This is a genomic window from Polycladospora coralii (assembly GCF_014773435.2).
GTDB classification, from domain to species: domain Bacteria; phylum Bacillota; class Bacilli; order Thermoactinomycetales; family Thermoactinomycetaceae; genus Polycladospora; species Polycladospora coralii.
The window spans coordinates 476,276-502,185 of record NZ_JACXAG020000001.1; the positions used below are offsets into that span (position 1 = coordinate 476,276).

Sequence of the window (25,910 nt, forward strand, 5' to 3'; positions counted from 1 at the left end):
ACCTATTTTCCCCTCAATATGTGGTTTGTTTTACTAGAATGAACCTCAAAGTATCCTAGTGGAGAAAAAGATTTTCAAATTTTTTTCGAATGGGAAGAACCCTTAAGAAAGCAACCAAAGCCAAAAAAATATCGCTCTATTTAAAGCACTAGATGCGGTGAAGCGATATGAACAAGCCCTCTCCATCCCCAATCAGCATGCCTTTTTATCGCAAGAAAAGCAACTTGCTCTCAAGCTAGCCCAGCATTACGAAAAGAAAGTTTTAACCAAATATAGAAAATACTGTGCACAATACTACCGTCTAAGTGTACAATTACTCGATAAAGGAGGTGAAACATCCGTGGTAGCTCCTGATGCAATCCAATCCTTGATGACAGAACGACAAGCCGCTGGTGATCCACCTGATGATTAAGTGAATATTAGCGTGCCATGATATGAATTGTACATGTGACTATTCAGCCAACAGGACTATGTAACCTACATAGTCCTGTTGGCTGCGGGTAAGCGCATGCAATATAAAGACCCCATGAATGACGTCATTCATGGGGTCGCAACTCTGCTCTAATTCTGTGTACTCCACTGGAAGAACTCTGTTCTTTTTCTTTTGTACTCTTAAATGCCGCTGATTCTCCAGTTTGCGTAACATATGTTCCACCGGATAGCGATTGGGTTTACCGTTACGAGTTCGTCATACTTAGATTCAAATCATCCAATCGTTCGTTATTGCTTTGCATCTGAAAAAGTTATCTCTTTATTCATAATGGGAGGATCTCGTTTGGTCGCTTGAATAACAATTTCTTCTACACTGCTAATTTGAATCACACACGGTTAGTATTGCTTCCAGATTTCAATATTTTCGATCGCGGTTGGTGTAATATCTGTGGAATAATTAGTATTTATACCGTCATTACCACTAACAATCCCTAAAATATACATATTTGACCCACCAAATGAATTGAAGTTTGGTCCACCACTACTTCCAGAATAAGTATCTGCATTGTGTTTATAGACAACATCATTACCATATTTAGTGAAAGATTTTATATTACCATGTGCATACCACATTGTCGCATAGGGTTTGTCACCTGGATATCCTGTAACATTTATTTGAGTGCCAACAGACGCACTTGAACTTAATTTAAAATAACCATGTGCAGATGTAAAACCACTGCCTTTTGGAACCTTTACAACACCATAATCGACTGCTGCGTGGTACTCTGAGTAACTACCACTTCTATTTGCATATGCATTCGTTACAATTAAGTTTGTAGCATTTATAGTACCATAATAATTCTTATCTCCACTTTTTCCTGGATATACTTTCATACTTGAATGATACTTATTAGCATCCGTATCATAGAGACAGTGTGCTGCCGTTAACACAGTATTATCATCAATGACAGCTCCTGAACAACGATAACCTTTTCCATCAGTGCCAATAAACTCCAAGAAAACAACTCTTTTATATGGGAATACAGTCGGTTTGGTGATTTGCTTTCTTGAGTCGGCACCAATTACCATTTTAGGTTGAATGAATTGCGAAATTTCCTTCTTATTATTTTCTTTTTTAAAATCAAAATCTTTTGCTTGTACACTACTACTGCTATTCTTTAACTTTTCTACTTCATCATTAGTATAAATTTCACCAGTTGCAGTAGTAAATCCATGGGGATTATTTTGAATAATTTTTTGTTCTTCTTTATCATGAACCCTAGAGTTGCGTGTTCCTATTTCTTTACTTCCTTTCTTAATTTTATCAATCTCAGCCTTATCCGTAATCACCGTGTCATTTGTTTGTGGCGATATAGCCGTTATGCTATTTTCTTGTATCGACGGCATGAAACAGAATACAAAAGCGAATAAAATAACAGTTATGTTTTTTTTCAAAATTCTTCAACTCCATTTTCATATAGTGAATACCAAACCAAAACAGTGAACCCTATCATTTCTCGTGTATTTTGCTCTTCATACTCTTTCGCCCATAAGGCTTACCGGTCGAAACTTTCATGTTTTGGCAACGCTAAGGGAAAGTACAGAGGATATTCAAAAAGCACTCAATAAAATAAAAAAACGCATTTGTGTAAGTAAATTTACTCTTACAAATCTAGTGGATGAATAGATATTATCATATTATTTTTTATTATACAAACTTTAATCCGTTATTGCAATGAAACTATGTATTCAATCTTCATAGAAAAAACAAAAGCATCGGATTAGAAAAGCTTAAAGTCAGACTGGACAAAAGTATACTGATAGACATTGAAAATCATTCGATTTTTGGTGCCATTAAATAACAACAACATACAGTCCTATATCAAATTTATATATATATATTTTTTAAAAAGATCTAAAATAGCGTATGCTATAAATGATCAATAGGTTTGAATTTACATATAAGTTACGGAAGAAGATAGAATCCTATTTACCTAAACGAAAAAGAAAGTTTTGCTTTAATATGACAGTATAGACTCCTAATCATCATAAGGGACTTTTTTGCTTCGGATATTTTTAAATGATATAGTGGTAATATAGTATTACTTTATTACTATGGGGTGAAATTATGGATACGTATCGTGTAACAACAAAAGGGCAAGTCACAATCCCTAAACATGTTAGAGAAAGATTGAACATCGGAGAAGGAGATCAAGTTACCTTTGTAGAGCAAGATGGGCAGTTCATCATTCAAAAGGTGAGTATCGTACCCATTCAAAATCCATCCATTCGTGATTTATATGAAACTGTAAAAGCAGAGCGTGACGAGGTATTTCACAATCTTAAGGATCGCTAATGAGGAGATGGTTCCATGGGAAGAGACATACGCTATCTTACTGTCTCTGAAATCGTCGAGATTCATATGATGATCATGCGTGATTATGGTGAAGGTGAACAAGCTGGGGTAATGTTTCCTGATCGGTTAGAATCTGCTTCTGAAAGACCTAAAGCAGTTTTTTTTGAGAAGGAACTTTACCCTACAATTTGGGATAAAGCGGCTTGTTTACTACAATCTATCATTCAGGAGCACATCTTTCATAATGGAAATAAACGAACAGGTTTAGCTTGCATGGAAATTTTTCTGATGCTTAATGGATATCAGTTCAGAATGCGAAATGGTGATACAGAGGAATTCATTGTAAATATTGCTATGAGTAGTGAATATAAAGGTAAAGAAGGCGTCTCTAATATGAGTCAAGTGATTCAATCCTTTACTATACCGATTTCATTGAATAGATGACTCAAATAAAACCGAGGAATGTTAGAAAGTATATAAATTTAATATTCAGTTTATTATGTACTTATTTTCATCTTGCGGTTATAATATTATATAATATTAATGTAAGTAATTCACTTTTAATACGCATAAGCATAAGATATAATAAATGTATGTTAATGGAATAAGCGACCCAAAAGGACCGCTCATTGTAGTTGTTATTTCTTATTAGCATGATCATCATGCCCGTGATGATCATGCTTCTTTGACTTGGCATTAATTACAGCTGAAATAATGCCTCCAAATGCTGTAATTAATGCGGCAAAAATTATCTCCACTAAATTATCCCCTCCTCCCTCCAATTCAATTGGATTAAAATCCATAATCAAATTATCTATCAAACGGAAAAATATATCAATTGAAATCATGATATTATTCAAACTACTTGCATAATAAGCCCACCCATAAGAGTAGGCTCTATGTCTATATCGCTTTACGAGTAGCATCCACCCCATCATTTGCAATACATATTTCTTGCATGGCTTTTTCTTTTTGTACAAATTCAGCATAACCGGGTGGGATTTCTACTTTTGGTATGATATTTAGGATTTGAGAGCGAGAATCCTTCCCATTTTAATGGGGTAGATGAAAGTGAGCGTTGCTCGGTATCTCTTGCTTTTTGGGGGTGCTTAGAGCAACAAACTCTGCTATACTAAGTCCTATAGTTAGAAAAAACCGAAAACTAGCGATCTTTGATAACTGAATCCTATTGGGTTAGTTGGAAGAAACAGTCCGACCGTAAAATGATTCCTGTGTAGCGAATTGACGCTTCTAACTTTTGGGCATGGAGTGTGCCTTCATGGATGGATGTAGGATGCTACGCCAGATGAAGCGAGAAGCTCAACCACTTTTAATAGTGAGTAGTTCACGTTATTGTGACTGCTAAACTAAAGTGAACAGTTTCCGATAGATAAGATTGAACACTTTATTTAGCTTAGATAAGCCGATCGCTTGATAAGGAGTCTTTCTTGACAAACTAAAAAAACAAACCTCTCAATCACTTCTCCATCAATAATAAATCCCATCTCCCTTCAATCATTGAAGACTATGTTTATCGCTATGATCATCTTATTCGTCCGCATAGTACGCTTGGTGGTAAAACACCTATGTAAGTTCGATCAGAGTAACTTTCAATTATAGATTGCAAATTTGCTTGACCAGGTCAAATCCTGAAAGATCTGGAAATGAGATAGAAACTCTACTTCATTTCTAGTCGCATTGACGTTCCTATCCATATGAACAGAAACGTCAATTCGCTACACAGGTTCCCTTCGATCAACCCAATATTAGTGACTGTAGCTCTTGTCGGGTTGTTATTTTGTTTCATTTGACTTTTTTGGGAATCATCATTTATTTCATTGTGTCATATCTAATCCACATCAAACGCATACCCGTCATTTAATTGTTCTACTTCCTCTTGATCATTCTCTTTTTCCTGCTCCATTAGTTCTGGACTTTTGAGAAAATCACTATTAATATTTCCCTGATTGTTACTGAAGTCACCTAGTAGAATGTGTCCGCCAACAGATCCTTCAATATGAATATGGAAACTCGATTGATTATTTTCAAGATCACCCTTGTATTGCAGTAAGTACAACTCCAAAATACATAAATAAGGTACAATCATTTCATTAATAAAATTTTGTGTAGAACTTTTTTGGATAGCCTGAGTCTTTGCTCTGGAATTTTTAAGAACACGTGGGTCAATAAATTGATCTAGGTCGCGATAAGCATAAATTGCATTAAAAATATCAAATCGATCATAAAATGAACATATGTATTTAAGTAATAGCGTTACAAATATTATTTTTTGTTCATCTTCCAGTGCATTGATATCGCATTTCATATTATAAAACACGCAGCTTTCTACTGCTGACTGGGCATCGCACAAGTAAGGTTTTTGTTCTAACAAATGAACAATCAACGGCTCATTTATTACAAATAAAACTATTTTCTTAAGGTACTTATACATTCCTTCTGGAGTAATATATGCGGAATTTTCTTTTAGATGCGCCACATAATGTAAAGTATTACTAATATCATCCAACATTTTATTATCCTTTTTTTGTTGCAATATAATCAAGCGCCTCCTTTTTCGCATGTATACAATGATGTAGTAGTGGACAATATACACAGCGATATGTATTATCTTGATTCCATTTCTCTCTTCTATCTATTTGTTGAATGACGCGATTAATTCTATTTCTGGACTTTGCATCTAACCAATAGACATGTGGTTTAACATTTTTGTATTTCACATAGCCTCGTATTTTATATTCTTCACCAAAATAATCTTCAGCGATTGCCATTTGCGCTGCTAAACGAATGGTGTGGTACTGATGGCCAATTGGAACATAGGGCGGTTTATCTTCGTTTGATCGATCTAATATTACCCACAATGTCTTATAATCTTCTTTTAAGCTTAATTTCATTTCATCATCAAATATACGAACTATCTGTTCGTTTGAATTAATTTGTTTGTTTATATTTGTATGGATTTCTGATAATAGAATCTTTTTTTCTTTCCGAGTTTCTACTATGAAATCATTTTTGCCTTGATTGGATTTTTGTAAAATCCAATCAACTTCATTTTGATAGTTGGCTTGCATTTGGTTTAATTGTTGGTTTACTTTTCTCACTTGAGAATGGTATAAGTTCATTTTGGCTTTTGAGACCATATGAGGAGCCAGTCCCACACAAATAATCCCTAATATTATAAATATTAAATTAATAATATCCAATTTAATGAGCATGTAAAAAAATATGATGACGACGATCACTCTAGATAGGAACGCGTGATTATTTTCAGGTATCTTTGGATATGTAACATCATTTTCAGTAGGCTTTTTTGGATAAATAGGATTACAAAATTCTTTTATATGGTTGCGAGCATGAATGGCAATTTCAAAGTCTTCTTCAACATAATGATCATATTTCGGATTTTGCTTCCATCGCTTATGACAATACAAATACTCTTCGATTTCTCTAGTGTGTATATAGCGATCAGACATCGTAGCACCCCTCCAGATTTACTTCGGCAAAAAAAAGGATAAAACTTGTGTAAGAGCGCCAATATTGATCAAGAGTGGACAGTTATCATTCAATTTGTATTTTAGCTGTTGCAAGTGTTGCATCAATGATTTCATAATAGATCGCTTAGGATCACCCGATTCAATTTGTTGGACGTTTAGTTGCATTAACTCTATTGAATCTTCCTTTTCTTCTCGAGAAATATTATTGTTTCTCTCTACTAATTCATAGAATTCTTTTGCTAATTCTTTAAAATCTTCTACTGAAAATTGGTCCTCTTGCCGGGTTTGATGTATCTGATTATTACTATTTATAGCTCCCTTATTATTTGAAAAATCTCCTATAAGTATACTACCTCCTACATTACCTTCTATTTGAGAATGGATACCATTTTTCAATTGATTCTTCTCTGACATGAAATTTACCCCTTATCATTTTTATTTATAATTATACTATTTAATCACAATAATTAAAAGGATAAAATCGTACAATTGATTATATTTTCAAAGGAGAATCGCAATAAACAACCTCCTATCTGTTTAGGCTGTAGCATTGTTAGAGGGAATTTGACTCAATTCATAATTTTTGAAATAGCTTAACGGATAAAGGGAGTTAAAACCCTTTATCCGCCTAGTACCCCGAGTCTTCAGATAGCAAAATATCCAGCATGGTGTAGTCATACTGCTGTAAGGGTTTTTCTGCTGGGCCTTCCAGAACTTCTCCAGTATATGAGAATCTGGAGCCATGGCATGGACAATCCCAAGTACGCTCCGCACGATTCCACTCCACTTCACATCCGATGTGCGTACAGGTTGTATCTATCAGATGTAATTTACCTTTTTCATCTCGGTATGCGCCTTTCCGATGCCCATCGATGAATATGAAAGCCCCCTCATCCCGCGCTAAATCTTCACTTTTTTTCTTAGGTAGCTCAAGTTTCCCTTTGATGAGGTGACCGACCACATTTGCATTTTCCAATAAGAAGCTTTTCAAGCTGGGGTGTGCATAAAATCGTGAAGGTGCAAACAAATCTTGATACACACTTTTTTTGCCCATTACAGTATCGCGTAGAAGTAACGCGGCAGCGGTGCCATTGGACATTCCCCATTTCCTATATCCAGTGGCGATTAAGATATGAGGCTGACTGTCGTTTATTTTCCCGACGTAGGGCACTTGATCTAGCGTAACCAAATCTTGAGCTGACCAGCGATAGCGAATCTCTTTCAGGCCTAGAGTTTTTTGGCCAAATTGGGCTAGTGCTGTGAAATGTTCTAAAGTATCTTTCCCCTGCCCCGTTTTGTGTTCATCCCCTGCAATCAATACCATTTCTTCCCCATTCATCTTTATGGCACGTAGCGAGCGTGTTGGCTTATCCGCACTGATATACATGCCACCTGGAAAAGGCTTGTTTGTTTTAGCTGCAATGATATAGGAGCGATCTGCATGTAAGCGCGTAGAAAATAACCCTAGCCCTTCGTAAAAAGGAAAGTGCGAGCAAGCAAGTACCTCATTGGCAGTGATACGATGTCCATCACGCGTGATCACCACTGGTTTCTTGCCATCCTCAACATCAACTGCTGTGGTCTCCTCAAAAATATGTCCACCCTTTTCCGTGATCACTTGAATGAGATGTGTTAAGTATTGAAGGGGATGAAACTGTGCTTGATTTTTCATGACCAAGGCATTTTGTATGTTTATAGCTAGTGGAATGCGATGAACCAACTCCCCCTCAATCCCTAATTTTTGATAAGCGTCTGCTTCCTTTTCTAGCCTTTGTGCAGATGGATCTGTAGTAGCATATAGGTATGCATCTTGTATCTTAAAGTCACAATCAATTTGATTTTGGTCTACGATCGTTTTGATCCAGTGTAGCGCATCCCGATTCGCTTCATAATACAACCTAGCCTTGCTTCTTCCAAAGTTTTGTATCAATTCATCGTATATTACCCCGTGTTGGGCAGTGATTTTGGCAGTCGTGTACCCTGTCGTACCGTTTAATAATTTTCCCGCTTCCAATAGCGCTACCTTTAACCCTTCATGAACGAGTAAGTAGGCCGCTGTAATTCCAGTAATCCCGCCTCCTACAATGACCACATCCACATCCAAGTCTTCCTGTAACTGAGGAAAAGAGGGAATACGACTAGAATCTCGCCAATACGATTTAGCGTGCTTCGGCAATCCGTCCAGCGTCATCACTATACCTCCGTTTCGCATAATCTTATGATCAGCTTGTTCATCAATCGTAGCTTTTATAACAACGATTACTTGATCAGTCATTTACAATTGGAAGCTACCTATTTACATTTACCATCATTTTCATCTATAATGACTTTATCTGATGACATGAACAAGGAGGTGAGGAAATTGCGTAACAGTATGGATCAGGGCATGGTGTGGAATATCGTAGAAACCCGTGCCATTACGCATGCAAAAAAGGTCAACGGGATACGTGTGTCCTTTTTTAGCCGTGCTAAATCCATATGTTATGTTACGTAAGATTTCCTCACGATTTCACATATTACGTGAAGCCATCGGCAGGGTTTTCTTGCCGATGGCTTTTTCTATTAAAAAGGAGTGGACTTGTTCATGATCATTTGTTCCTGCCAATCTCTAAAAAAAATGGTGAGTACCGATTGGGTTTTAAATGGTATTCAAGTTGATATTAATAAAGAGGCACGTATTGGACTTGTAGGTGCCAACGGTTCTGGTAAAACGACTTTTCTCAAATGCTTAGCCGGATTAGAACAACCTGATAGCGGCGATATCTTTGTGCGCAAGCAGGTTAAAGTGGGTTATCTCGCCCAAATTCCCCGTCACTTTTTTCATTTAACAGTGAAGGAAGTATTGGAACAACCTTTTAGCCATCTACTTGAGATGGAGAAGCAGATGAATGAGATCAGTATGCAGATGTCACAGACCGGGTTAGACGAGAATGAACTGGAGCGTCTTCTACAAAAATGGGATCGCTTGCGCCAGCAGTTTGAAGCGGCTGACGGTTATCAGATTGAATCACGCATTAACCAAGTCGCAGCTGGACTTGGAATCCCACAGACCATGTGGATGCATGCTTTTCAACAATTAAGCGGTGGTGAAAAAACGAAAGTAGGTCTTGCCACGGTTTTGCTCAGTCAACCTGATTTATTATTACTGGATGAGCCGACCAACCATTTGGATCTACCCGCAGTGGAGTGGTTAGAATCTTTTCTGAAAAATTACCGTGGGGCCGTTTTAATCGTTTCACATGATCGCTATTTTCTCGACGAAGTGACCACAGAAACATGGGATTTAGAAGACGGTGAGATCATCTCGTATCCTGTCCCTTATACCATCTACACGAAACAAAAAGAAGAGCGGCTCTTAAATGAGTATGCGGCTTATCAAGAGCAAGAGAAGAAGATTAAGAAAATGAAAGAAACGATTAAGAAATTAAAAGAATGGGCCAATCAGGCCAATCCGCCTAATGCCGGCTTACATCGTCGTGCCAAAAGTATGGAAAAAGCACTTGCCCGGATTGATCGCTTAAAGCGACCACAATTAAACCGCAAAAAAATCAATCTCAATTTACAAGTGCAAGAACGTAGTGGCAATGATGTGATTCAAGCAAAAGGCATTGGTAAAATGGTAGACGATCGCATCTTATTTAGCCATTCTGATTTGCACATCCGTTACCAAGAGCGGTGTGGCATCGTAGGTGCAAATGGATCAGGAAAGTCAACCTTATTTCGCATCATCCAAAATGAACAAACATTAGATGAAGGAAGTCTCCGTATCGGTGCCAATGTGCGCATCGGATATTTATCACAAAACGGCTATGAGGGTAACGCCGAGCAAACGGTGATCGAAGCTTTTCGGGATGAAGTAGCTGTCTCCGTTGCAGAGGCCCGTCATATATTGGCACGTTTCCTCTTCTACGGTTATGCTGTGTTTAAAAAGGTGAAACACCTAAGCGGCGGCGAACAAATGCGCCTGCGTCTGGCTCAACTTATGCATCAGGATATTAATCTCTTATTACTAGATGAACCGACTAACCATTTAGATATCGACTCCCGTGAAGCATTAGAAGAAGCCATTATGGACTTCTCCGGAACAATCATCGCCATCTCACATGATCGCTATTTTCTAAACCAGTGCTTTGAAAAAATTTATTGGTTAGAAAATGAAGCTTTCACCCATTATCCAGGTCATTTTGACTGGGCCAAAGAAGTACGTTCGAGACGATAGCACAAATGCTCCTACACACATGATCGTGTAGGAGCATTTTCATGGGCTTCCGCCACTTTTTTCTCGTATGTTTCATGGGTCACAATATGTATATTAAAATATTTTGGTCGAAAATTGTATGAGGAGTAGAAAGATCACCACTGCCATCACAACTGAAATGTGTGGCAGCAGTTTCATGGCAACCTGTGCCCCGATCAATGAACCGATAGCGAGTGGTATGGCTAACTCCCAGTGAAAAAATTCCGTTTGGATGAAGATAATAAATGCCCCGAGACAACTTCCAAAAATTAAGACACGCGTGTATTGTACCGCCTTCATGTACGAAATTCCTCGCTTCAAGAAATGTAAAATACCGAAGGAACCCACCATCGTAGGCGCCTACCGCCACTAAGATGATGTAAGTGAATGTTGAGGATGATTGCTTCTGATTTACTTGCTTCATTTCGATCTTACTGATGGACAGTACAAAAGCCAAAGTAAGGAGAACAATCGCCACTACATTCATCATTTGTTCACTTAGGCGTGAAGTAATCAGCGCGCCAATACCACCCCCACAGCACGCTAGCACAAAAAATATCGCAATCTCTCTTATTGTTAATGTTTTATTCCGTAGCAAGGTAAATACATTGGAAAAAGCAGCCAATCCACTTGAAAACTTGTTGGCTGCTACTCCAGCTTGCACTGGGATCCCAAAAAAACATCATAACTGGAATGGTAATCAGTCCACTCCCACCCACCAAAGTGCCTAAAAAGGCGTCACCTAAACCACAAATAAAAAGTAACATCATTTGTTCATACATAAGCGCTCTCCATTTTCTACTACGATGTTTGCTTCGTTAATCCAACTGTTTCTCAAGTGCCACTTGTGTCGCTCGTTTAGCGGTGGATAGTTTACTACGTACATCTGCTGGGAACATTTGATTTATACTCGTTTGATAGCTACTCCCATCCAGCGGTACTTGATGAGAAACAATTTGCGTTTGCTTGTTTACTTGAAAGACGACCGGGACAGAAACCCCTGAACCTGTATCCCCTTTTCTGATGACTTCTTCACAGGTTACCCAAGCGTATACCTCTGTTCCATTTCCTTTTGTTTCTTCACCCATCACCTGATTAGCGCAGTATATTTCCCCGCCTTCAATTGGCTGTATCAGATGGGATTTGGCATAGCGATTGATGGTACTATCCATTTGTAAAATGATTTTTTCCTTAGGGTTCTCAACAGGTTTTTCTTTAGATTCCTCTTTTGGCTCTTCCATTATGGCTGCTTTTTTAGGTATTTCAGATGGTTTTTCGGCAACTAACGGATCAGTAGCTGTCGATTGTACAGGCACTTCTTTTTCGCAGCCCAATGTAATGACTGAAACTGCGACTCCTAATAAAATCAGTTGCTTTTTCACAAAAACCCTCCACATCATTAATGGTCATCTACATCTCCTTTTAACTTCCAGTTTCATTGAAGCGCGAAACAGGAATATAGATATAGTGAAGGAGGAGATGTAGATGACTGAAATTGAATTTTGGCGAACAGGAACTTTTATCTGGTTCACCATACTCGTCATTTTCCCACTTACTCTTATTATGTATTTGTACATAAAAGATCGCAACCAAAAGGAACACTCTATCCTGCGTAATTTCCCGATTTTGGGTAAAATCCGCTATATATTTGAGAAAATCGGACCCGAGATGCGCCAATACTGGTTCAATGATGATCAGAATGGGACCCCTTTTTCACGCCTCGATTATTTAAATGTGATTTTCTCAGCTAAATATAAGCATCGTAAAATTGGATTTGGCAGCAAACGAGACTTTACCCCTGATCGCATCTATCTAAAAAACGATTTATTTCCTCGTCTTTATGAGGAGTTGTGTGTTGAACAAGCCCCTAAAGTGCAAACCCGCATCTATGAGATTGAAGATGATGGATTGTTTACCCGTAAAGAACATACAAAACCCGTCCACGCAGATCCCTTTTACTTAAGCCCAGAGAATGTGATCACGATTGGGCAAAATACTGCTCGTCATCCCTTTACTTTAAAAGGACTCATCGGTCAATCCGGCATGAGTTATGGATCGCTCGGGGAGCGAGCTATTACGGCACTCTCCATCGGATTAGGAAGAGCTGGTGGAACTTGGATGAATACGGGTGAAGGCGGACTATCTGATTATCACTTAGCAGGACAAACAGATATCATCATGCAAATCGGCCCTGCAATGTTTGGTGTGCGCACACCCGAAGGAAAGCTGGACTGGGAAGAACTAGAAAAAAAGGCGCAAATCCCACAGGTAAAAGCAATCGAACTAAAACTTGCACAGGGTGCGAAGACACGTGGCGGTCATCTTGAAGGGGAGAAGGTAACACCTGATATTGCACGCATGCGCAAAATTGAACCATGGAAAACAGTAAATAGCCCCAATCGGTTTCCTTTTATTAAGAACAGCAAAGACTTAGTATCCTTTATTGACCAAATCCGAAGTCATACTGGGCTACCAGTCGGCATTAAAATTGTAGTTGGGCACGCTGAACAGATCGAGGAACTTGCATCACAGATGAAAGAAAGCAATATTTACCCTGATTTTATTACCATTGATGGTGGCGAAGGTGGAACAGGTGCAACTTATCAAGAGTTAGCTGACAGTGTAGGTCTGCCTATATTGCAAGCGTTACCGATCGTGGATCGTGTGCTCAAACAGTATGGCCTGCGTGATCAAATCAAAATTTTTGCCTCTGGAAAATTAATCACACCGGACTTGATTGCGACTACACTTGCACTAGGAGCAGATTGTGTAAACATTGCACGTGGATTTATGTTTTCTGTCGGCTGTATTCAAGCTCAGGTATGTCATAATAATACTTGTCCAGTCGGCGTTGCGACAACCGACCAGTCTTTACAGCACGCGCTCGATATTGAAGAGAAATCGTATCGGGTTACAAACTATGTACTTTCATTGCGCGAAGGCCTTTACAACTTAGCCGCAGCCGCAGGTATTGATTCACCTACCAAGTTCTCACATCAGCACATCACTTCCATAAAATCCTCACACTCGGAATCCCTCACCCATGCATAAGCAAAAGTGAAGTTTGCTTCTAACAGAGAAGCAAACTTCACTTTTCACCTAAAAAATCTTAGTTGTCCATGTTTCACCATTCCAAATTTGGTCTACTACATCTTGATAAAACTCTGGTTCATGGCTAATTAATAACACGCTACCCTTATATGCTTTCAAAGCACGTTTTAACTCTTCTTTCGCTTCCACATCGAGGTGGTTAGTAGGTTCATCTAAAACTAATACATTGGTTTGGCGATTGATTAACTTACAAAGACGAACTTTTGCCTTTTCGCCTCCACTCAGGACTTCCACTTTACTTTCGATATGTTCCGTTGTGAGGCCACATCTGGCAAGTGCAGATCTAATTTCAAATTGGGTATAGGAAGGGAATGCTTCCCAAACTTCTTCAATACAGGAATTTAAGTTTTTTTCTTTCGATTCTTGTTCAAAATAACCAATTTCTAGATAATCACCACGCACAACCGAACCTGAGATCGGTTTGAGTTCTCCTAATAAACTACGTAATAAAGTCGTTTTTCCGATCCCATTTGCGCCTACTAAAGCAATTTTTTGACCGCGCTCCATTTGCAGGTTAAGGGGTTCTGATAATGGTTCATCGTATCCGATCACAAGTTGTTTCGCTTCAAAAATCCATTTGCTTGGTGTGCGAGCTTCTTGAAAGTTAAATTGAGGCTTCGGTTTTTCTTTTTTAAGTTCAATCACATCCATTTTGTCCAATTTTTTCTGTCTGGACATGGCCATATTACGTGTCGATACACGTGCTTTGTTACGCGCTACAAAATCCTTTAAATCAGCAATTTCTTGTTGTTGCTTCTTATAGGCCGATTCTAATTGTTGTTTCTTCACTTCATAAACGCGTTTAAAATCATCATAGTCTCCTACATAACGGGTTAGCTCTTGATTTTCCATGTGGTAGACCAAATTGATCACGCGATTCAGAAAGGGAATGTCATGTGAAATGAGTATAAAGGCATTTTCATATGCTGTCAGATAGCGTTCCAACCACACGATATGCTCTTCATCTAAATAGTTCGTCGGCTCATCGAGGAGTAATATTTCCGGTTTTTCGAGTAAAAGTTTGGCCAACAATATTTTTGTGCGTTGACCTCCACTTAAATCATGCACATCGCGTTCCAATCCTATCTCGTCTAAACCAAGCCCACGCGCGATTTCTTGCACTTTCGCATCGATAATGTAGTAATCATTATTCGTAAGGGAGTCTTGAATCGTACCCACTTCAGCTAGCATCTTTTCCAGCTCCTCGGGCGAAGCTTCTCCCATCTGTTCGTACATCTGATTCATTTCAGTTTCCATATCGATCAAGTACTGAAAGGCGCTCTTTAAGACATCGCGGATGGTTTGTCCTTTTTGTAAAACAGTATGTTGATCGAGATAACCGATACGTACTTTTTTAGCCCATTCAATCTTGCCCTCATCTGGCTCTAATTGACGAGTAATAATATTCATAAAGGTTGATTTTCCTTCACCATTTGCACCAATCAACCCCACATGTTCTCCTTGTAAAAGACGAAATGAAACATCATTTAAGATTGCGCGTCCTCCAAATCCATGGCTTACATTTTTTACAGTTAAAATACTCATGATCGACACCTATCTCTAACGATTTATTTGGCTCACTCTTATTCAAGCAATGATTTTATCATAAACCAAATAAATATACGCGTAAAGAAAAGAAGCTTCGATAATGGATGAGCGAAGCTTCTTCAGGATTTCTTCTTATTTGATTCGTTCGATAATCATAGCAGTAGCCATGCCATGGCCGATACACACCGTAAGGAGACCATATCTCCCCTGAATCCGTTCCAGTTCATGTAGTAACGTGGTTAATAACTTGGCGCCAGTTGCTCCGAGTGGATGCCCCAATGCAATGGCTCCTCCATTTACATTTACTTTATTTAAGTCAACATCAAGTTCTTTTTGCCAAGCTAATACCACGGGGGCAAATGCTTCATTAATTTCAATGCGGTCGATATCCGCAAGGGTTAAGTTGGCTTTCTGTAACACTTTTCGTGTAGCTGGAATGACACCATCTAACATCATGGTCGGATCGGAACCGACAACTACCTGTGCTACAATACGCGCTCGCCCTTTGATTCCCAATTCGTTTGCTTTCTTTGCATCCATTAATAATACGGCAGCAGCGCCATCACTCATCTGGCTTGCATTACCCGCTGTAATAAGCCCATGATCTACAAACACCGGTTTTAAAGCAGCGAGTGTTTCAGTGGAAGTGTCTGGGCGTGGCCCTTCATCTTCTCTCACCTGAATCAATTGATCATTGGCATCATGGCCTTGAAGCGGCATCAATTCTCGATCAAATCGCTTTTCCGCAATCGCACGTAAGGCTCTTTTATGACTTTCCAGTGCGTATATATCGACTTGAGCACGCGTAATCCCATATTTTTGGGCGATCCGTTCAGCTGAGACCCCTTGATGAATAAATTCATATTGGTCAGCAAGTCGATCTGGAATGGAGTTTTCATTTTGATCACTCCCGATGGGAACCATCGTCATATGTTCGACGCCTGCACCTATGGTGACATCCATATCACCTGAGCGAATTTCTTGGCAAGCAAAATGGATGGCTTGCTGTCCAGATCCGCACATGCGATTAATCTGGACAGCTGGCACTTCGACCGGGAACTTCGCTCTTAATACAGATAGACGTCCAATATTTAGTCCTTGTTCATTTAGTGGCGATACGCATCCCATGACTACATCTTCTACCATTTCATCAGGAACACCAGCGCGACTAACCACTTCCCTCAGTACACTAGCACCTAATTCAACTGGATGGATATGACGAAAAACACCTTTACGCCTCCCAACTGCTGTCCGAACCGCACTCACAATCACAACTTCTCTCAATCTGGCTTCCTACTTTCTCTACTCTGTGTAGTTATAAAATCCTTTTCCAGTTTTCCTACCCAAGTGTCCCGCTTCTACTAATTTTCTTAATATTTGAGGAGGACGAAAACGATCTCCATAGGCTTCTACCATTCCATCACTCGCATATAATAAGGTATCCAGTCCAATATAATCGGATAATTCAAGTGGTCCCATCGGATAATTAAGTCCTAACCGTACCGATTTATCAATGTCCTCAGGACTTGCAACACCCTCTTCCAACATACGCATACTCTCAATTAGTTGTACCGACAGCGCACGAGTCGTCACAAAACCTTGATAATCTTTCACGAGTACAGATTCTTTTCCAATATCTCGCGAAAAGGATTGAATCGCATCGATCGTCTCTTTTGAGGTATCGAGCCCTTTCACAACTTCAATCAACTTCATTACAGGGGCAGGATTAAACCAATGCATCCCGATAACCCGATGGGGCTGCGATGTTGCTGATGCGATCGCTGTTACGCTAAGTTCAGAGGTGTTCGTCGCAAGAATCGCACTTGATTTTGCCAGCTGATCCAATTGCTCGAAAATTTCTTGCTTCAATTTTAATTGTTCTGGAATCGCTTCAATCACTAAATCTGCTTGGCTAACGGTCTCCTCTAAATGTGAAGAATGTGTAATTCTGCCAAATGTTTTTTCAACATCGGTTTTCGACATATGACCTGCTTTTACAAAACGGGTTAAGCTTTTTTCTATGGTTGTCATGCCACGTTGGAGCGCGAATTGAGAGATGTCATATAATGTAACAGATTTGTCTGCCATAGCAATGGCTTGTGCTATGCCATTTCCCATTGTACCCGCACCAATCACTGCGACTTGATTGATTGTCATGAGATCCCCTCACTTCTTTTACCTATCTTGTTTTCTTTCGACATATATCAACGTTTTTCCTGTTTATTGAATATGTAGATATTTGTCTGATGGGATTTGAGTGATAAACGGTGTTAGCTCACCTTCATATAAGAGATGTAATTCATGCATTGCACGTGTACAAGCAACATAAAGCCATTTCCTTTCTTCAGGCCGGCTAAACTGTATAGAACTGACATCATGCACAATGACCGCATCAAACTCGATACCTTTTGCCAAATAGATAGGGATCGCTAATACGCCTTGATCAAATGACTCATTTTTCTCTTCAATTCGTGTCATCTGGATATGTGCTTGCAGAAGCGAAAAGATAGCCTTACTCTCATTAGCCGTCTTACAAATAATCGCAATGGTTTGATGCTGTTGTTGTAATTTTTTTATACATCCTATCATTTTCTCAAGATAAGATCGTGAATCTTGGGCTTTCGTTATCGTGGGTACCTTTCCATCACGATGAAAGGGTTCAATTGTGTCATCTTCAACGATTTCACGTGCAAACAACATGATCGGACCGGTAGAACGATAACTTTTCTTCAATGAAAAGATGCTTGTCTGATTTTCCCCATACAAAGAAGTAAAAGAAGCAAGATCGACAGCAGATTGTGTTAGTCCATGTAACGCTTGATTAAAATCCCCTACTACTGTCATTTTACTAAACGGAAACATCTTTTTTATCATGTACAATTGAAAAGGCGTATAATCTTGTACTTCATCGATGAATACATGACGAATCGATGTATTTGTTTGATATCCATGAATAGATGCGAAAAGATATAGAAAAGAAGTGGCATCTTCATACGGCAAAAATGCCTGCAATCGTTGCCTCGTATCTACACATATTTCTCGCCAAACGGAACAATCCAATTCCTCAGGGGTACGATTATATTGAAATAACTGATTGTAGGTCTCCCATACATCTACAAAGGAAAGTTTTTGAATGACATGCTTGATCGGCTTTAGTTCCCTTTTCACGACGTAGGAGGCCAATTGATTATATTCTGCTTCAAAATCATCTTGATCCCCTTGACGATACTCCTTTTTTTCCAGTTCTTGATAAACTTGCTGGTATACTGCTTTATCCAACAGTTCTACTGCTGATTCCACCCATGCTTCTTTTTTCATCTCTTCTTGTAAACGATACAATTCCTGAAGTAGCAGCTGAGATAGCAATTGCATCCGATTTTTTAGCCGAAGCTGTAAGTCGGTTTGGTCAAATAACTTCTGGATATCTTGTGCAGTGAACAAAGCCCTCCCTTGAAATAGAATATCACTAAAAATCATACCTCGATTTCCTAGTTCTTCTACATAACAATCAATGAAACGCATAAAATTTGGGGTTCCTTTATACTGAATACCTGCCATTCTCGTTTTATAGTGTGGATCTCTTACGCCAGTAAGTGCAAATTCCAATTGATCATATCCAGATTCAACCCGTATGTCAGCGGGGAGTGTGCGATTTAAATAAACTTGATACGTCGTTTGTTGCATATTTTCCTCACCTAATTCCGGCAAAACTTCACGTATATATTGACTAAACAGTAGGTTAGGTGAAAAAAGAACAATTTGATCGGCATTTAAGCCCTTACGGTACCGATAGAGCAGATATGCAATACGTTGCATCACAACAGATGTTTTCCCACTTCCAGCTACACCTTGTACCATTAACATCCGACTTCTCTCATCGCGAATGATTGCATTTTGCTCTTTTTGAATAGTGGCTACAATACTTCGCATATTTGTGTCCGCTTGTTTTCCCAATACAGTTTGTAATCGTTCATCTCGAATGGTTAGACGCGTTTCAAACACGTGCTTAAGCACACCATTTTTAATCAAATATTGTCTTTTCCCTTGGACCTCTCCCCTGAATTTCCTATCCAATGCCTGGTATTCAGTTTCACCGATCTCAGAATCATAGAATAAACTCGCAATTGGAGAACGCCAATCATAAATCAAAAAATGAGTCTCTTGATGATCTAATAGTGAAGCAAGTCCCACATATACTTCCTCTGCTTTTTTCTGATTCTCTTCACAAAAATCAACCCTACCAAAATAGGGCGACCTTTTTAGTTGTTTTAATACTTTCATTTCTTTAGCGGTATGACGATGGGTTCGCTCTCGTTCAGATAATACACCCGCTTGTTGATTCAAACTAGCTAGTGTTTCAATTGCTTCATCAGTATCATCCAGATTAATCGTGACTTGATCCCAAAAAGTTTTACGAATCTCAACAATATCTTGTTGAAGAACAGATGTTTTTTGAGTGATTCGCTGTAATCGTTTTGTAATTTCTATCATGACATCCTTTATTCGTTGCTGCTCTTTTAATTTATCAAAGTGAGAAAGGGTCATCATGCATCTCCTTTGTTGATTTAGACATATTGACAAGCTTCTATACGACATGTTATATTGTGTATCAGATATATTTTTTGAAATTTCACTTTAAATCGACTCGTTTATTTAGCATATAGGAAAGAAAGCATGAACACAAGTTGTTATTCTAAAGAATAAAATGATGATGGTGCTTTTTTTTTGATGAAAAGTGAGGTGTTCTCTCAGAGAACACCTCACTTTTGATTAAAGTCCTTCGTTTAAATCACTTACGATTTCATTTACACCTCTTGGACCTCTTGGACCCCTCGGACCTCTTGGACCTCTTGGACCCCTCGGACCTCTTGGACCTCTCGGGCCTGTTCCACCGGTACCTCCGGTCGCTCCAGCAGGACCTACCGGTCCTCCACTTGATCCTGTTGGACCTTTCGGGCCAGTCGGGCCAGTTACTCCGAATCCGGTTACTCCGGTCACTCCGGTTGCTCCAGTCTGTCCGGTTGCTCCAGTCAATCCGGTCGCTCCGGTCACTCCAGCTCCGGTTACCCCGGTCGCTCCAGTCTGTCCGGTTGCTCCAGTCAATCCGGTCGCTCCGGTCACTCCAGCTCCGGTTACCCCGGTCGCTCCAGTCTGTCCGGTTGCTCCAGTCAATCCGGTTGCTCCGGTCACTCCGGCTCCGGTTACCCCGGTCGCTCCAGTCTGTCCGGTTGCTCCAGTCAATCCGGTTGCTCCGGTCACTCCGGCTCCGGTTACCCCGGTCGCTCCAGTCGCCCCAGTCAATCCGGTTGCTCCAGTCGCTCCGGTTGCTCCGGCTCCGGTTACTCCAGTCGCTCCAGTCGCCCCAGTCAATCCGGTCGCCCCAGTCGCTCCGGTTGCTCCGGCTCCGGTTACTCCAGTCGCTCCGGTGGCCCCAGTCAATCCGGTCGCTCCGGTCGCCCCAGTCAATCCGGTCGCTCCGGTTACTCCAGTCGCTCCGATCGCCCCAGTCAATCCGGTCGCTCCGGTTGCTCCGGTTACTCCAGTCGCTCCAGTCGCCCCAGTCAATCCGGTCGCTCCGGTCAATCCGGTCACTCCAGTCGCCCCAGTCAATCCGGTCGCTCCAGTCGCCCCAGTCAATCCGGTCGCTCCGGTCAATCCGGTCACTCCAGTCGCCCCAGTCAATCCGGTGGCTCCGGTCGCTCCAGTTAGTCCGGTCAATCCGGTCGCCCCAGTCAATCCGGTCGCTCCGGTGGCCCCAGTCAATCCTTGAATCGCATTGGTTACCATCCCAACATAACTACCACGCACTAAGTTCATCGCTACATTTATTGTTCCATTTACCGTAGTTGGACAGGTGAAATTTGATATACGTAGTGTGGTTACATTTTGTGCAATAAGTGATTTTTTCTGCCCTGGTTCAATCGTCGCCGAGGCTACGGTCACACCAAAACTTAATAAAGAAGCAAGAAAAGTGCAGTTCCCAGCTTGGGAAGATGTCATTGGCGTTGCAATACTAGCCCAATCGTAGTCATTCTTTACATTTACTACAACTGAATTCGTGCTAAATATAGATAATACATAATCTTCTAAAGATATTAAGGAGCTAGAATTAACAATATCTCCTTGTATCTCATTAATAAACGTATCCATTCCCCAACCCCCATTCCACTCTTAACTACCTCATTTTATCCGAGATATTTCATTATATGAGCGGAGTAAGGTCCTAATACTTTTTTTGTCAAAATATGCTTGTTCAAGTTGTATCATGTATAATTTACTGCTTTTTTGGTAACTTCTCATTTTAATTCGCGGTCCAAAAACAAAAAAAGGATATGGAGACATGAATCATATCTCCATATCCTCTCTATCACCCTAAAGCGTAGTGATGAAACCACTATAGCTACCATTTGTTTGCAGAAAAAATGAGTTTGCTGAAGACGGTCCTGATGGACACGAAACACCTGTAATTTGCAGAAATTGAACACTACTTGCAATTAATGTTTTTTCCTGACCAGGTTCAATTTGAGCCGAGTTCACCACTGTAGTACCCGTTCCATCGACTATTTCAGCTAGAATATCACAGTTTCCAGCGTTTGATGAAGTCGCGGGAGTCAAGGGATTTACCCAATCAAAATCATTTTTCACATTTACGATTAAGTCAACTGGTGTAGTCGATCGAATATAGGTGACCACTGCACTAGTAAAAGTTTGCACGATATCCCCTGATAATTCTTGTATAAAACTCATCCTTACACCTCCATAAGGCAAAATATCTTGATCATGCAGTGATAGTTCAGTATATGTATAGTTGCCTTAAGAGTGCTTAGGAATTTATAGTGATTTAACCCAAAAAAATAAACAAACCCCTGTGCACATCATGGACACAGGGGGCACTCATTACTTCGCATATTTTGTACAAGTCGCCTCAGCTACGTCAGCAGCAGGCACATAGCGGAATCCCATGAAAGTATTAAAATAATACCAATCGTTTGAGTAACCACTAGGTCCAACTACATAGTCACCTTTTGTTTTTCCAATAAAGGACATTTCAGAGAAAGCCTCAAGCTTTCCTTCTTTTTCAGCATTTAAAGAAGTGCCTTTATAAATATCTGATCCCCAAAATGAAATCACGGCTTCGTAACTTGTACATTTTGAAGTTGTATCCGTTTTTTCTGCATATGTAGCTGCAGGAGCCACAATTTGCGAAAGTAACATAAAGCTTAACGCGAATGCAACGATTATTTTTTTCATCATGACCACTCCTAATTTGTTATTTTTGCTACATTTAAATCGTATCATAACCCATAAAAAAATAATGTGAAATTTATATTAATTATTTAAATTTATATAAATTAATTTGTATATTTATGATGGTTAAAATGCGTCAAACAGCATATTTAAAGTTTTTTAGTTTGTATACAATGATTTAATCTATATATTTTTACGCTTTATCTTGTTAATTATATAAAACACCATTCCATTAAATTGTATAAACACATCATATTGGTTGATTTTTAAAATAATGATCTTATTGATATGCATAAAGTTCTTTTATTATATATCATTTTTCTAGCATGTAATATGAGGTTCCTCTGCTTTCTACAATTGTTGCATGAGGATAACAAGCGTTCCTTTCCGCCCATGCACCCTAATAAATCGGTTCTATTACAATGGACTGGGGTACATCGCTTTCATGATATACGGTGAATTTATCGTATAAAGTCCATCCTCCTACTGATCAAGATGAAATTGTGCACTTTCTTTTGCGATACACCGCAACACTTCCTCATTTACTTGCGGTGGTTGAACATTTGGATTCCATTTCTTTATATTCATCATCCTTCTCCTATTAATATAAACGGTTCCATTTGAAAAAATAGGATTATGTTTTTCCCGGTATAATTTGATATGATGTAAATGAACAATATACGCATCATATCCATTTCCAAAAATATGTCAAAATACACAAAACCATGACATAGCAATGGGCTAAAATCATCTGAAAATAGGAAAGGAAGCGTTTTCATGGGAAAAATAGCGGTTGTTACCGATAGTTCTTGTGATTTACCACAAGATGTGATTGAGAAATGGCAGATTGAGGTTGTCCCATTACGTATTCATTACATAGATCAAGAATATCGCGATGGTATTGAAATAACCGCTGACGAAGTCGCTGATCAATTGAAACAAGAAATCCCCAAAACATCTATGCCTACACCTGAAGATATCTATTCCACATTCGAAAAATTAAAAAACAGTGGGGTTACACATATTATTGTGATTACTGTTGCGGCAGCTATAAGTGGCACCTACAATACATTTCGCTTAGTCGCCAATGAATTTGAGCTGGAAATATCAATGGTTGACTCTGCTGGTGTCTCTTTTTTGCTCGGTTTTCTCGTGCTAGAAGCTGCCCGATTATGTAGCATTACGACAAATATGACGGAAATACTAGATAAAATCGATAAGACCAAAAAACAGCTTAAAGGGTATTTTATTGTAGACACGTTAGATTATCTGCGTGCAGGGGGAAGAATCGGAAAAGTGGCTAGCTCGATTGGTTCGATGCTAAATATTAAACCGATCATCTCCTTAGATAGCGAAGGCAAATTATACCCACATGGAATTGCCAGAGGTAAAAAGCAAGCCATACGTAAAATGATTTCACCGATTCTAAAACAACTAGAATCTACTCGTGCTCATATTGCGATTTTACATACGAAAGCTGAAGAGGAGGCACTCGCACTTAAAGAGAAAATGATGCAGTATGACACCTTGCAAAATTTGTATATTCGCACCGTAAGCCCCGCCCTCATGGTTCATGCCGGACCCGGCTTACTCGGAATTGTGATTCATCCCCTTCCACAAGATCAAGAAAATGCATAACAATAAAACCCTGCCTTCTCCTTTCCCGGGCAGGGTTTTATACATGCAACGATGATTGCTGACGTAAACGCATTACAAATCAATCAACACGCAAGCGATTCGCTGTTTCCATACCATTGATCATATCAACTTAAAGGATAAATGGGCTATTCGTATCTAAATTCACAAAACAATAAAACCCTGCCTTTTCCTTTACCGGGCAGGGTAATATGCAGCTACTATATGACCAACTCACCTAGACGAACCAGCTCCACAACGGCTTGTGATCTTCCTTTGACGGCTAGTTTCTGCATGACGTTTGAAATATGATTACGGACTGTTTTCTCACTAATAAATAGCTCTTCAGCGATTTCTCTTGTCGTTTTGTCTTGGACCAAAAGTTCAAATACTTCCCTCTCCCGATTGGTTAACAAGGGTTTGCCTTTTTGGTTAGTCAAATTATGCCACCCTTCCTTGCTCGAGCACTGAGAAACACGAGGATCAGGGACCAGTCAAATTATACTATGAGCAGTTATACACCTTGGTGAGGCTGTAGGATTAAAATAGGCAGAGTATATGAAATCTGAATCATTTCTTCTCCGCATTACTGAGTTATCCTATGCATGCCAAGGAAGGGCGGTGACAACTTAAACCACGGGGATATGTATGATATCTTCATTCGCAAAGGTGAGCGATTCTAATCCATTTTCTGTCACAAGGTAGGTATTTTCGATTCCGACTACACCTTGATCTGGAAAGGTAAACTTAGGCTCAATTGCGATCACCATTCCCACTTCTAATGGCTGGTCAAACCCATTTGCTAGGATGGGCAATTCATCTAATTCCAAGCCTACACCATGCCCCACAAACTTCGCTTGATCATCACCAAATCCCATGAAATGTTCTTTTAAGCCTGCTTTTTCTGCCATTGCAAGCGCTTTCTGATATAAAGTTTGCCATGAAACACCTGGTTTACCGCATTTCTCCATCTCACGTATAATCTTTTTAGCTTCTTCGTATGCGACCACTAATTCGGAGTCTAGTTCTCCTAAGACTGCCATTCGCGTTTGATCAATAATGTATCCTTCTACTACCGTGCTTATATCGATCAAAATCGGCTCACCACGTTTTATGGGTTTCATACTAGCACTTTGTGGATTTACAATGGATACCCCAAGCCCACCAGCCGGCCCATCAAAATAAGTAGGCGTTGCTGCTGCATATCCAGAACTTACCATCCCTAGTACCAACTCTTGGTTATAACCCCTCATTCGAAATAATCCTGTATTCCCCTGTACGCGTAGTGCATATTCGATCTTGGCAGATAATTCTAACTCAGTCATATTCTCTTGAATGATATGAGGGATAGAAATGACCACCTCATTTACACGTTTTGCCGCTTGTTGCAATTGTCTAATTTCATAAGGTGATTTAACAGCACGTTGCAGACGAAGCATAAAAGCGACATCCACTACTTTCGCCTGGGGAAACCATTTCATATAACGCTCAGCTAATCCCATGGGTAGCACATCTTTTTCTAAACCTAATTGATGAATGACCCCGTATTTTTCTTTTAATACCTCTGCCATCCTCTTTGATTTTTGGAGCGGTTGAACTTCGAGACTGGTTTCAAAGGCAGCTCTCTTTACACTTTTTCTGACAAAAAAACACGGAGCTCCAGTGCAAGGTATAAATAAAACACCATTTTGCAAGGTACCCGTTAAGTAATAAATATCAATATTTTGTGTCAGCAAAGCACCATCAAGTGCATTTTTTTGTAATGTGTTTTGAAAAATAGCGATTCTTTCTTCGACTTCTTTTTCTGGTAATCGAGCGAGATTATGCATAT

The 25,910-nt window shown here is 39.6% G+C and carries 23 protein-coding genes; 7 read left to right on the forward strand and 16 right to left on the reverse strand.

From position 1 onward, the window contains the following. Nucleotides 1-157: 157 nt before the first annotated feature. Nucleotides 158-412 carry a hypothetical protein gene (locus IC619_RS02470; RefSeq protein WP_191138525.1) on the forward strand — a complete coding sequence of 85 codons (255 nt, stop codon included), beginning with the start codon at nt 158-160 and terminating at the stop codon, nt 410-412. Between the two features lie 416 nt (nt 413-828). Here IC619_RS02470 and IC619_RS02475 read toward each other — a convergent pair whose 3' ends face one another. Beyond that, nucleotides 829-1,887, reverse strand: a complete 1,059-nt coding sequence (locus IC619_RS02475) for a trypsin-like serine peptidase (protein ID WP_191138526.1) — start codon at nt 1,885-1,887, stop codon at nt 829-831. A gap of 673 nt (nt 1,888-2,560) precedes the next feature. Here IC619_RS02475 and IC619_RS02480 point away from each other — a divergent pair. Together IC619_RS02480 and IC619_RS02485 are read left to right on the forward strand one after the other, a co-directional pair. Then, nucleotides 2,561-2,788 (forward strand): AbrB/MazE/SpoVT family DNA-binding domain-containing protein, encoded by a 228-nt coding sequence (locus IC619_RS02480; RefSeq protein WP_191138527.1) that lies wholly within the window; start codon nt 2,561-2,563, stop codon nt 2,786-2,788. A 15-nt stretch (nt 2,789-2,803) separates the two neighbouring features. Then, nucleotides 2,804-3,232: a type II toxin-antitoxin system death-on-curing family toxin gene (locus tag IC619_RS02485; RefSeq protein WP_191138528.1), complete on the forward strand. Its 429-nt coding sequence runs from the start codon at nt 2,804-2,806 to the stop codon at nt 3,230-3,232. 1,405 nt (nt 3,233-4,637) lie between these two features. On the opposite strand, the gene IC619_RS02490 is transcribed toward IC619_RS02485, so the two are convergent. The 4 genes from IC619_RS02490 to IC619_RS02505 form a co-directional block, all read right to left on the reverse strand. Then, the gene (locus IC619_RS02490; RefSeq protein ID WP_191138529.1) at nt 4,638-5,342 is read right to left on the reverse strand and encodes a hypothetical protein; all 705 of its coding nucleotides are present in this window, start codon (nt 5,340-5,342) and stop codon (nt 4,638-4,640) included. Further along, nucleotides 5,323-6,279 (reverse strand): hypothetical protein, encoded by a 957-nt coding sequence (locus IC619_RS02495; RefSeq protein WP_191138530.1) that lies wholly within the window; start codon nt 6,277-6,279, stop codon nt 5,323-5,325. Before IC619_RS02495 ends, IC619_RS02490 begins: the two co-directional genes overlap by 20 nt. Nucleotides 6,280-6,297: 18 nt before the next feature. Then, entirely contained in the window at nt 6,298-6,714 is a 417-nt protein-coding gene (locus IC619_RS02500; RefSeq protein WP_191138531.1) for a hypothetical protein, read from the reverse strand. Between the two features lie 214 nt (nt 6,715-6,928). Further along, nucleotides 6,929-8,491, reverse strand: a complete 1,563-nt coding sequence (locus IC619_RS02505) for an FAD-dependent oxidoreductase (RefSeq protein ID WP_191138566.1) — start codon at nt 8,489-8,491, stop codon at nt 6,929-6,931. Nucleotides 8,492-8,662: 171 nt separating this feature from the next. Between IC619_RS02505 and IC619_RS16990 the strand changes: the two genes are divergently transcribed. Together IC619_RS16990 and abc-f are read left to right on the forward strand one after the other, a co-directional pair. Beyond that, entirely contained in the window at nt 8,663-8,794 is a 132-nt protein-coding gene (locus IC619_RS16990; protein WP_255506010.1) for an RAxF-45 family protein, read from the forward strand. A gap of 90 nt (nt 8,795-8,884) precedes the next feature. Continuing rightward, nucleotides 8,885-10,519 (forward strand): ribosomal protection-like ABC-F family protein, encoded by a 1,635-nt coding sequence (gene abc-f, locus IC619_RS02510; RefSeq protein ID WP_191138532.1) that lies wholly within the window; start codon nt 8,885-8,887, stop codon nt 10,517-10,519. Nucleotides 10,520-10,598: 79 nt separating this feature from the next. Here the strand turns inward: abc-f and IC619_RS02515 are convergent, their stop codons facing one another. Both IC619_RS02515 and IC619_RS02520 read right to left on the reverse strand, forming a co-directional pair. Further along, nucleotides 10,599-11,201 carry a TSUP family transporter gene (locus IC619_RS02515; RefSeq protein WP_191138533.1) on the reverse strand — a complete coding sequence of 201 codons (603 nt, stop codon included), beginning with the start codon at nt 11,199-11,201 and terminating at the stop codon, nt 10,599-10,601. A gap of 154 nt (nt 11,202-11,355) precedes the next feature. Beyond that, nucleotides 11,356-11,919 carry a hypothetical protein gene (locus IC619_RS02520; protein ID WP_191138534.1) on the reverse strand — a complete coding sequence of 188 codons (564 nt, stop codon included), beginning with the start codon at nt 11,917-11,919 and terminating at the stop codon, nt 11,356-11,358. A 103-nt stretch (nt 11,920-12,022) separates the two neighbouring features. On the opposite strand from IC619_RS02520, the gene IC619_RS02525 reads away from it, so the two are divergent. Next, entirely contained in the window at nt 12,023-13,588 is a 1,566-nt protein-coding gene (locus tag IC619_RS02525) for an FMN-binding glutamate synthase family protein (protein WP_191138535.1), read from the forward strand. A gap of 48 nt (nt 13,589-13,636) precedes the next feature. On the opposite strand, the gene IC619_RS02530 is transcribed toward IC619_RS02525, so the two are convergent. The 7 genes from IC619_RS02530 to IC619_RS02560 form a co-directional block, all read right to left on the reverse strand. Further along, nucleotides 13,637-15,193: an ABC-F family ATP-binding cassette domain-containing protein gene (locus IC619_RS02530; protein WP_191138536.1), complete on the reverse strand. Its 1,557-nt coding sequence runs from the start codon at nt 15,191-15,193 to the stop codon at nt 13,637-13,639. A 135-nt stretch (nt 15,194-15,328) separates the two neighbouring features. After that, nucleotides 15,329-16,480 (reverse strand): thiolase family protein, encoded by a 1,152-nt coding sequence (locus IC619_RS02535; protein WP_191138537.1) that lies wholly within the window; start codon nt 16,478-16,480, stop codon nt 15,329-15,331. 18 nt (nt 16,481-16,498) lie between these two features. Next, on the reverse strand, nt 16,499-17,353 hold the full coding sequence (locus tag IC619_RS02540; protein WP_191138538.1) for a 3-hydroxyacyl-CoA dehydrogenase family protein: 855 nt from the start codon (nt 17,351-17,353) through the stop codon (nt 16,499-16,501). Between the two features lie 63 nt (nt 17,354-17,416). Beyond that, nucleotides 17,417-19,741, reverse strand: a complete 2,325-nt coding sequence (gene helD / locus IC619_RS02545) for an RNA polymerase recycling motor HelD (protein ID WP_191138539.1) — start codon at nt 19,739-19,741, stop codon at nt 17,417-17,419. A 225-nt stretch (nt 19,742-19,966) separates the two neighbouring features. Further along, nucleotides 19,967-21,346 (reverse strand): beta strand repeat-containing protein, encoded by a 1,380-nt coding sequence (locus IC619_RS02550; protein WP_213260798.1) that lies wholly within the window; start codon nt 21,344-21,346, stop codon nt 19,967-19,969. A gap of 222 nt (nt 21,347-21,568) precedes the next feature. Continuing rightward, nucleotides 21,569-21,943: a hypothetical protein gene (locus tag IC619_RS02555; RefSeq protein ID WP_191138568.1), complete on the reverse strand. Its 375-nt coding sequence runs from the start codon at nt 21,941-21,943 to the stop codon at nt 21,569-21,571. Between the two features lie 150 nt (nt 21,944-22,093). Beyond that, on the reverse strand, nt 22,094-22,447 hold the full coding sequence (locus IC619_RS02560; RefSeq protein WP_191138569.1) for a hypothetical protein: 354 nt from the start codon (nt 22,445-22,447) through the stop codon (nt 22,094-22,096). Between the two features lie 774 nt (nt 22,448-23,221). On the opposite strand from IC619_RS02560, the gene IC619_RS02565 reads away from it, so the two are divergent. Then, nucleotides 23,222-24,082: a DegV family protein gene (locus IC619_RS02565; protein ID WP_191138570.1), complete on the forward strand. Its 861-nt coding sequence runs from the start codon at nt 23,222-23,224 to the stop codon at nt 24,080-24,082. 218 nt (nt 24,083-24,300) lie between these two features. On the opposite strand, the gene IC619_RS02570 is transcribed toward IC619_RS02565, so the two are convergent. Further along, a complete protein-coding gene (locus IC619_RS02570; protein WP_191138571.1) occupies nt 24,301-24,519 on the reverse strand; it encodes a helix-turn-helix domain-containing protein in 219 nt (72 codons plus the stop codon). A gap of 189 nt (nt 24,520-24,708) precedes the next feature. Continuing rightward, complete coding sequence (locus tag IC619_RS02575) at nt 24,709-25,908, reverse strand: M24 family metallopeptidase (RefSeq protein ID WP_191138572.1); 1,200 nt, start codon at nt 25,906-25,908, stop codon at nt 24,709-24,711. Between the last annotated feature and the right edge of the window lie 2 nt (nt 25,909-25,910).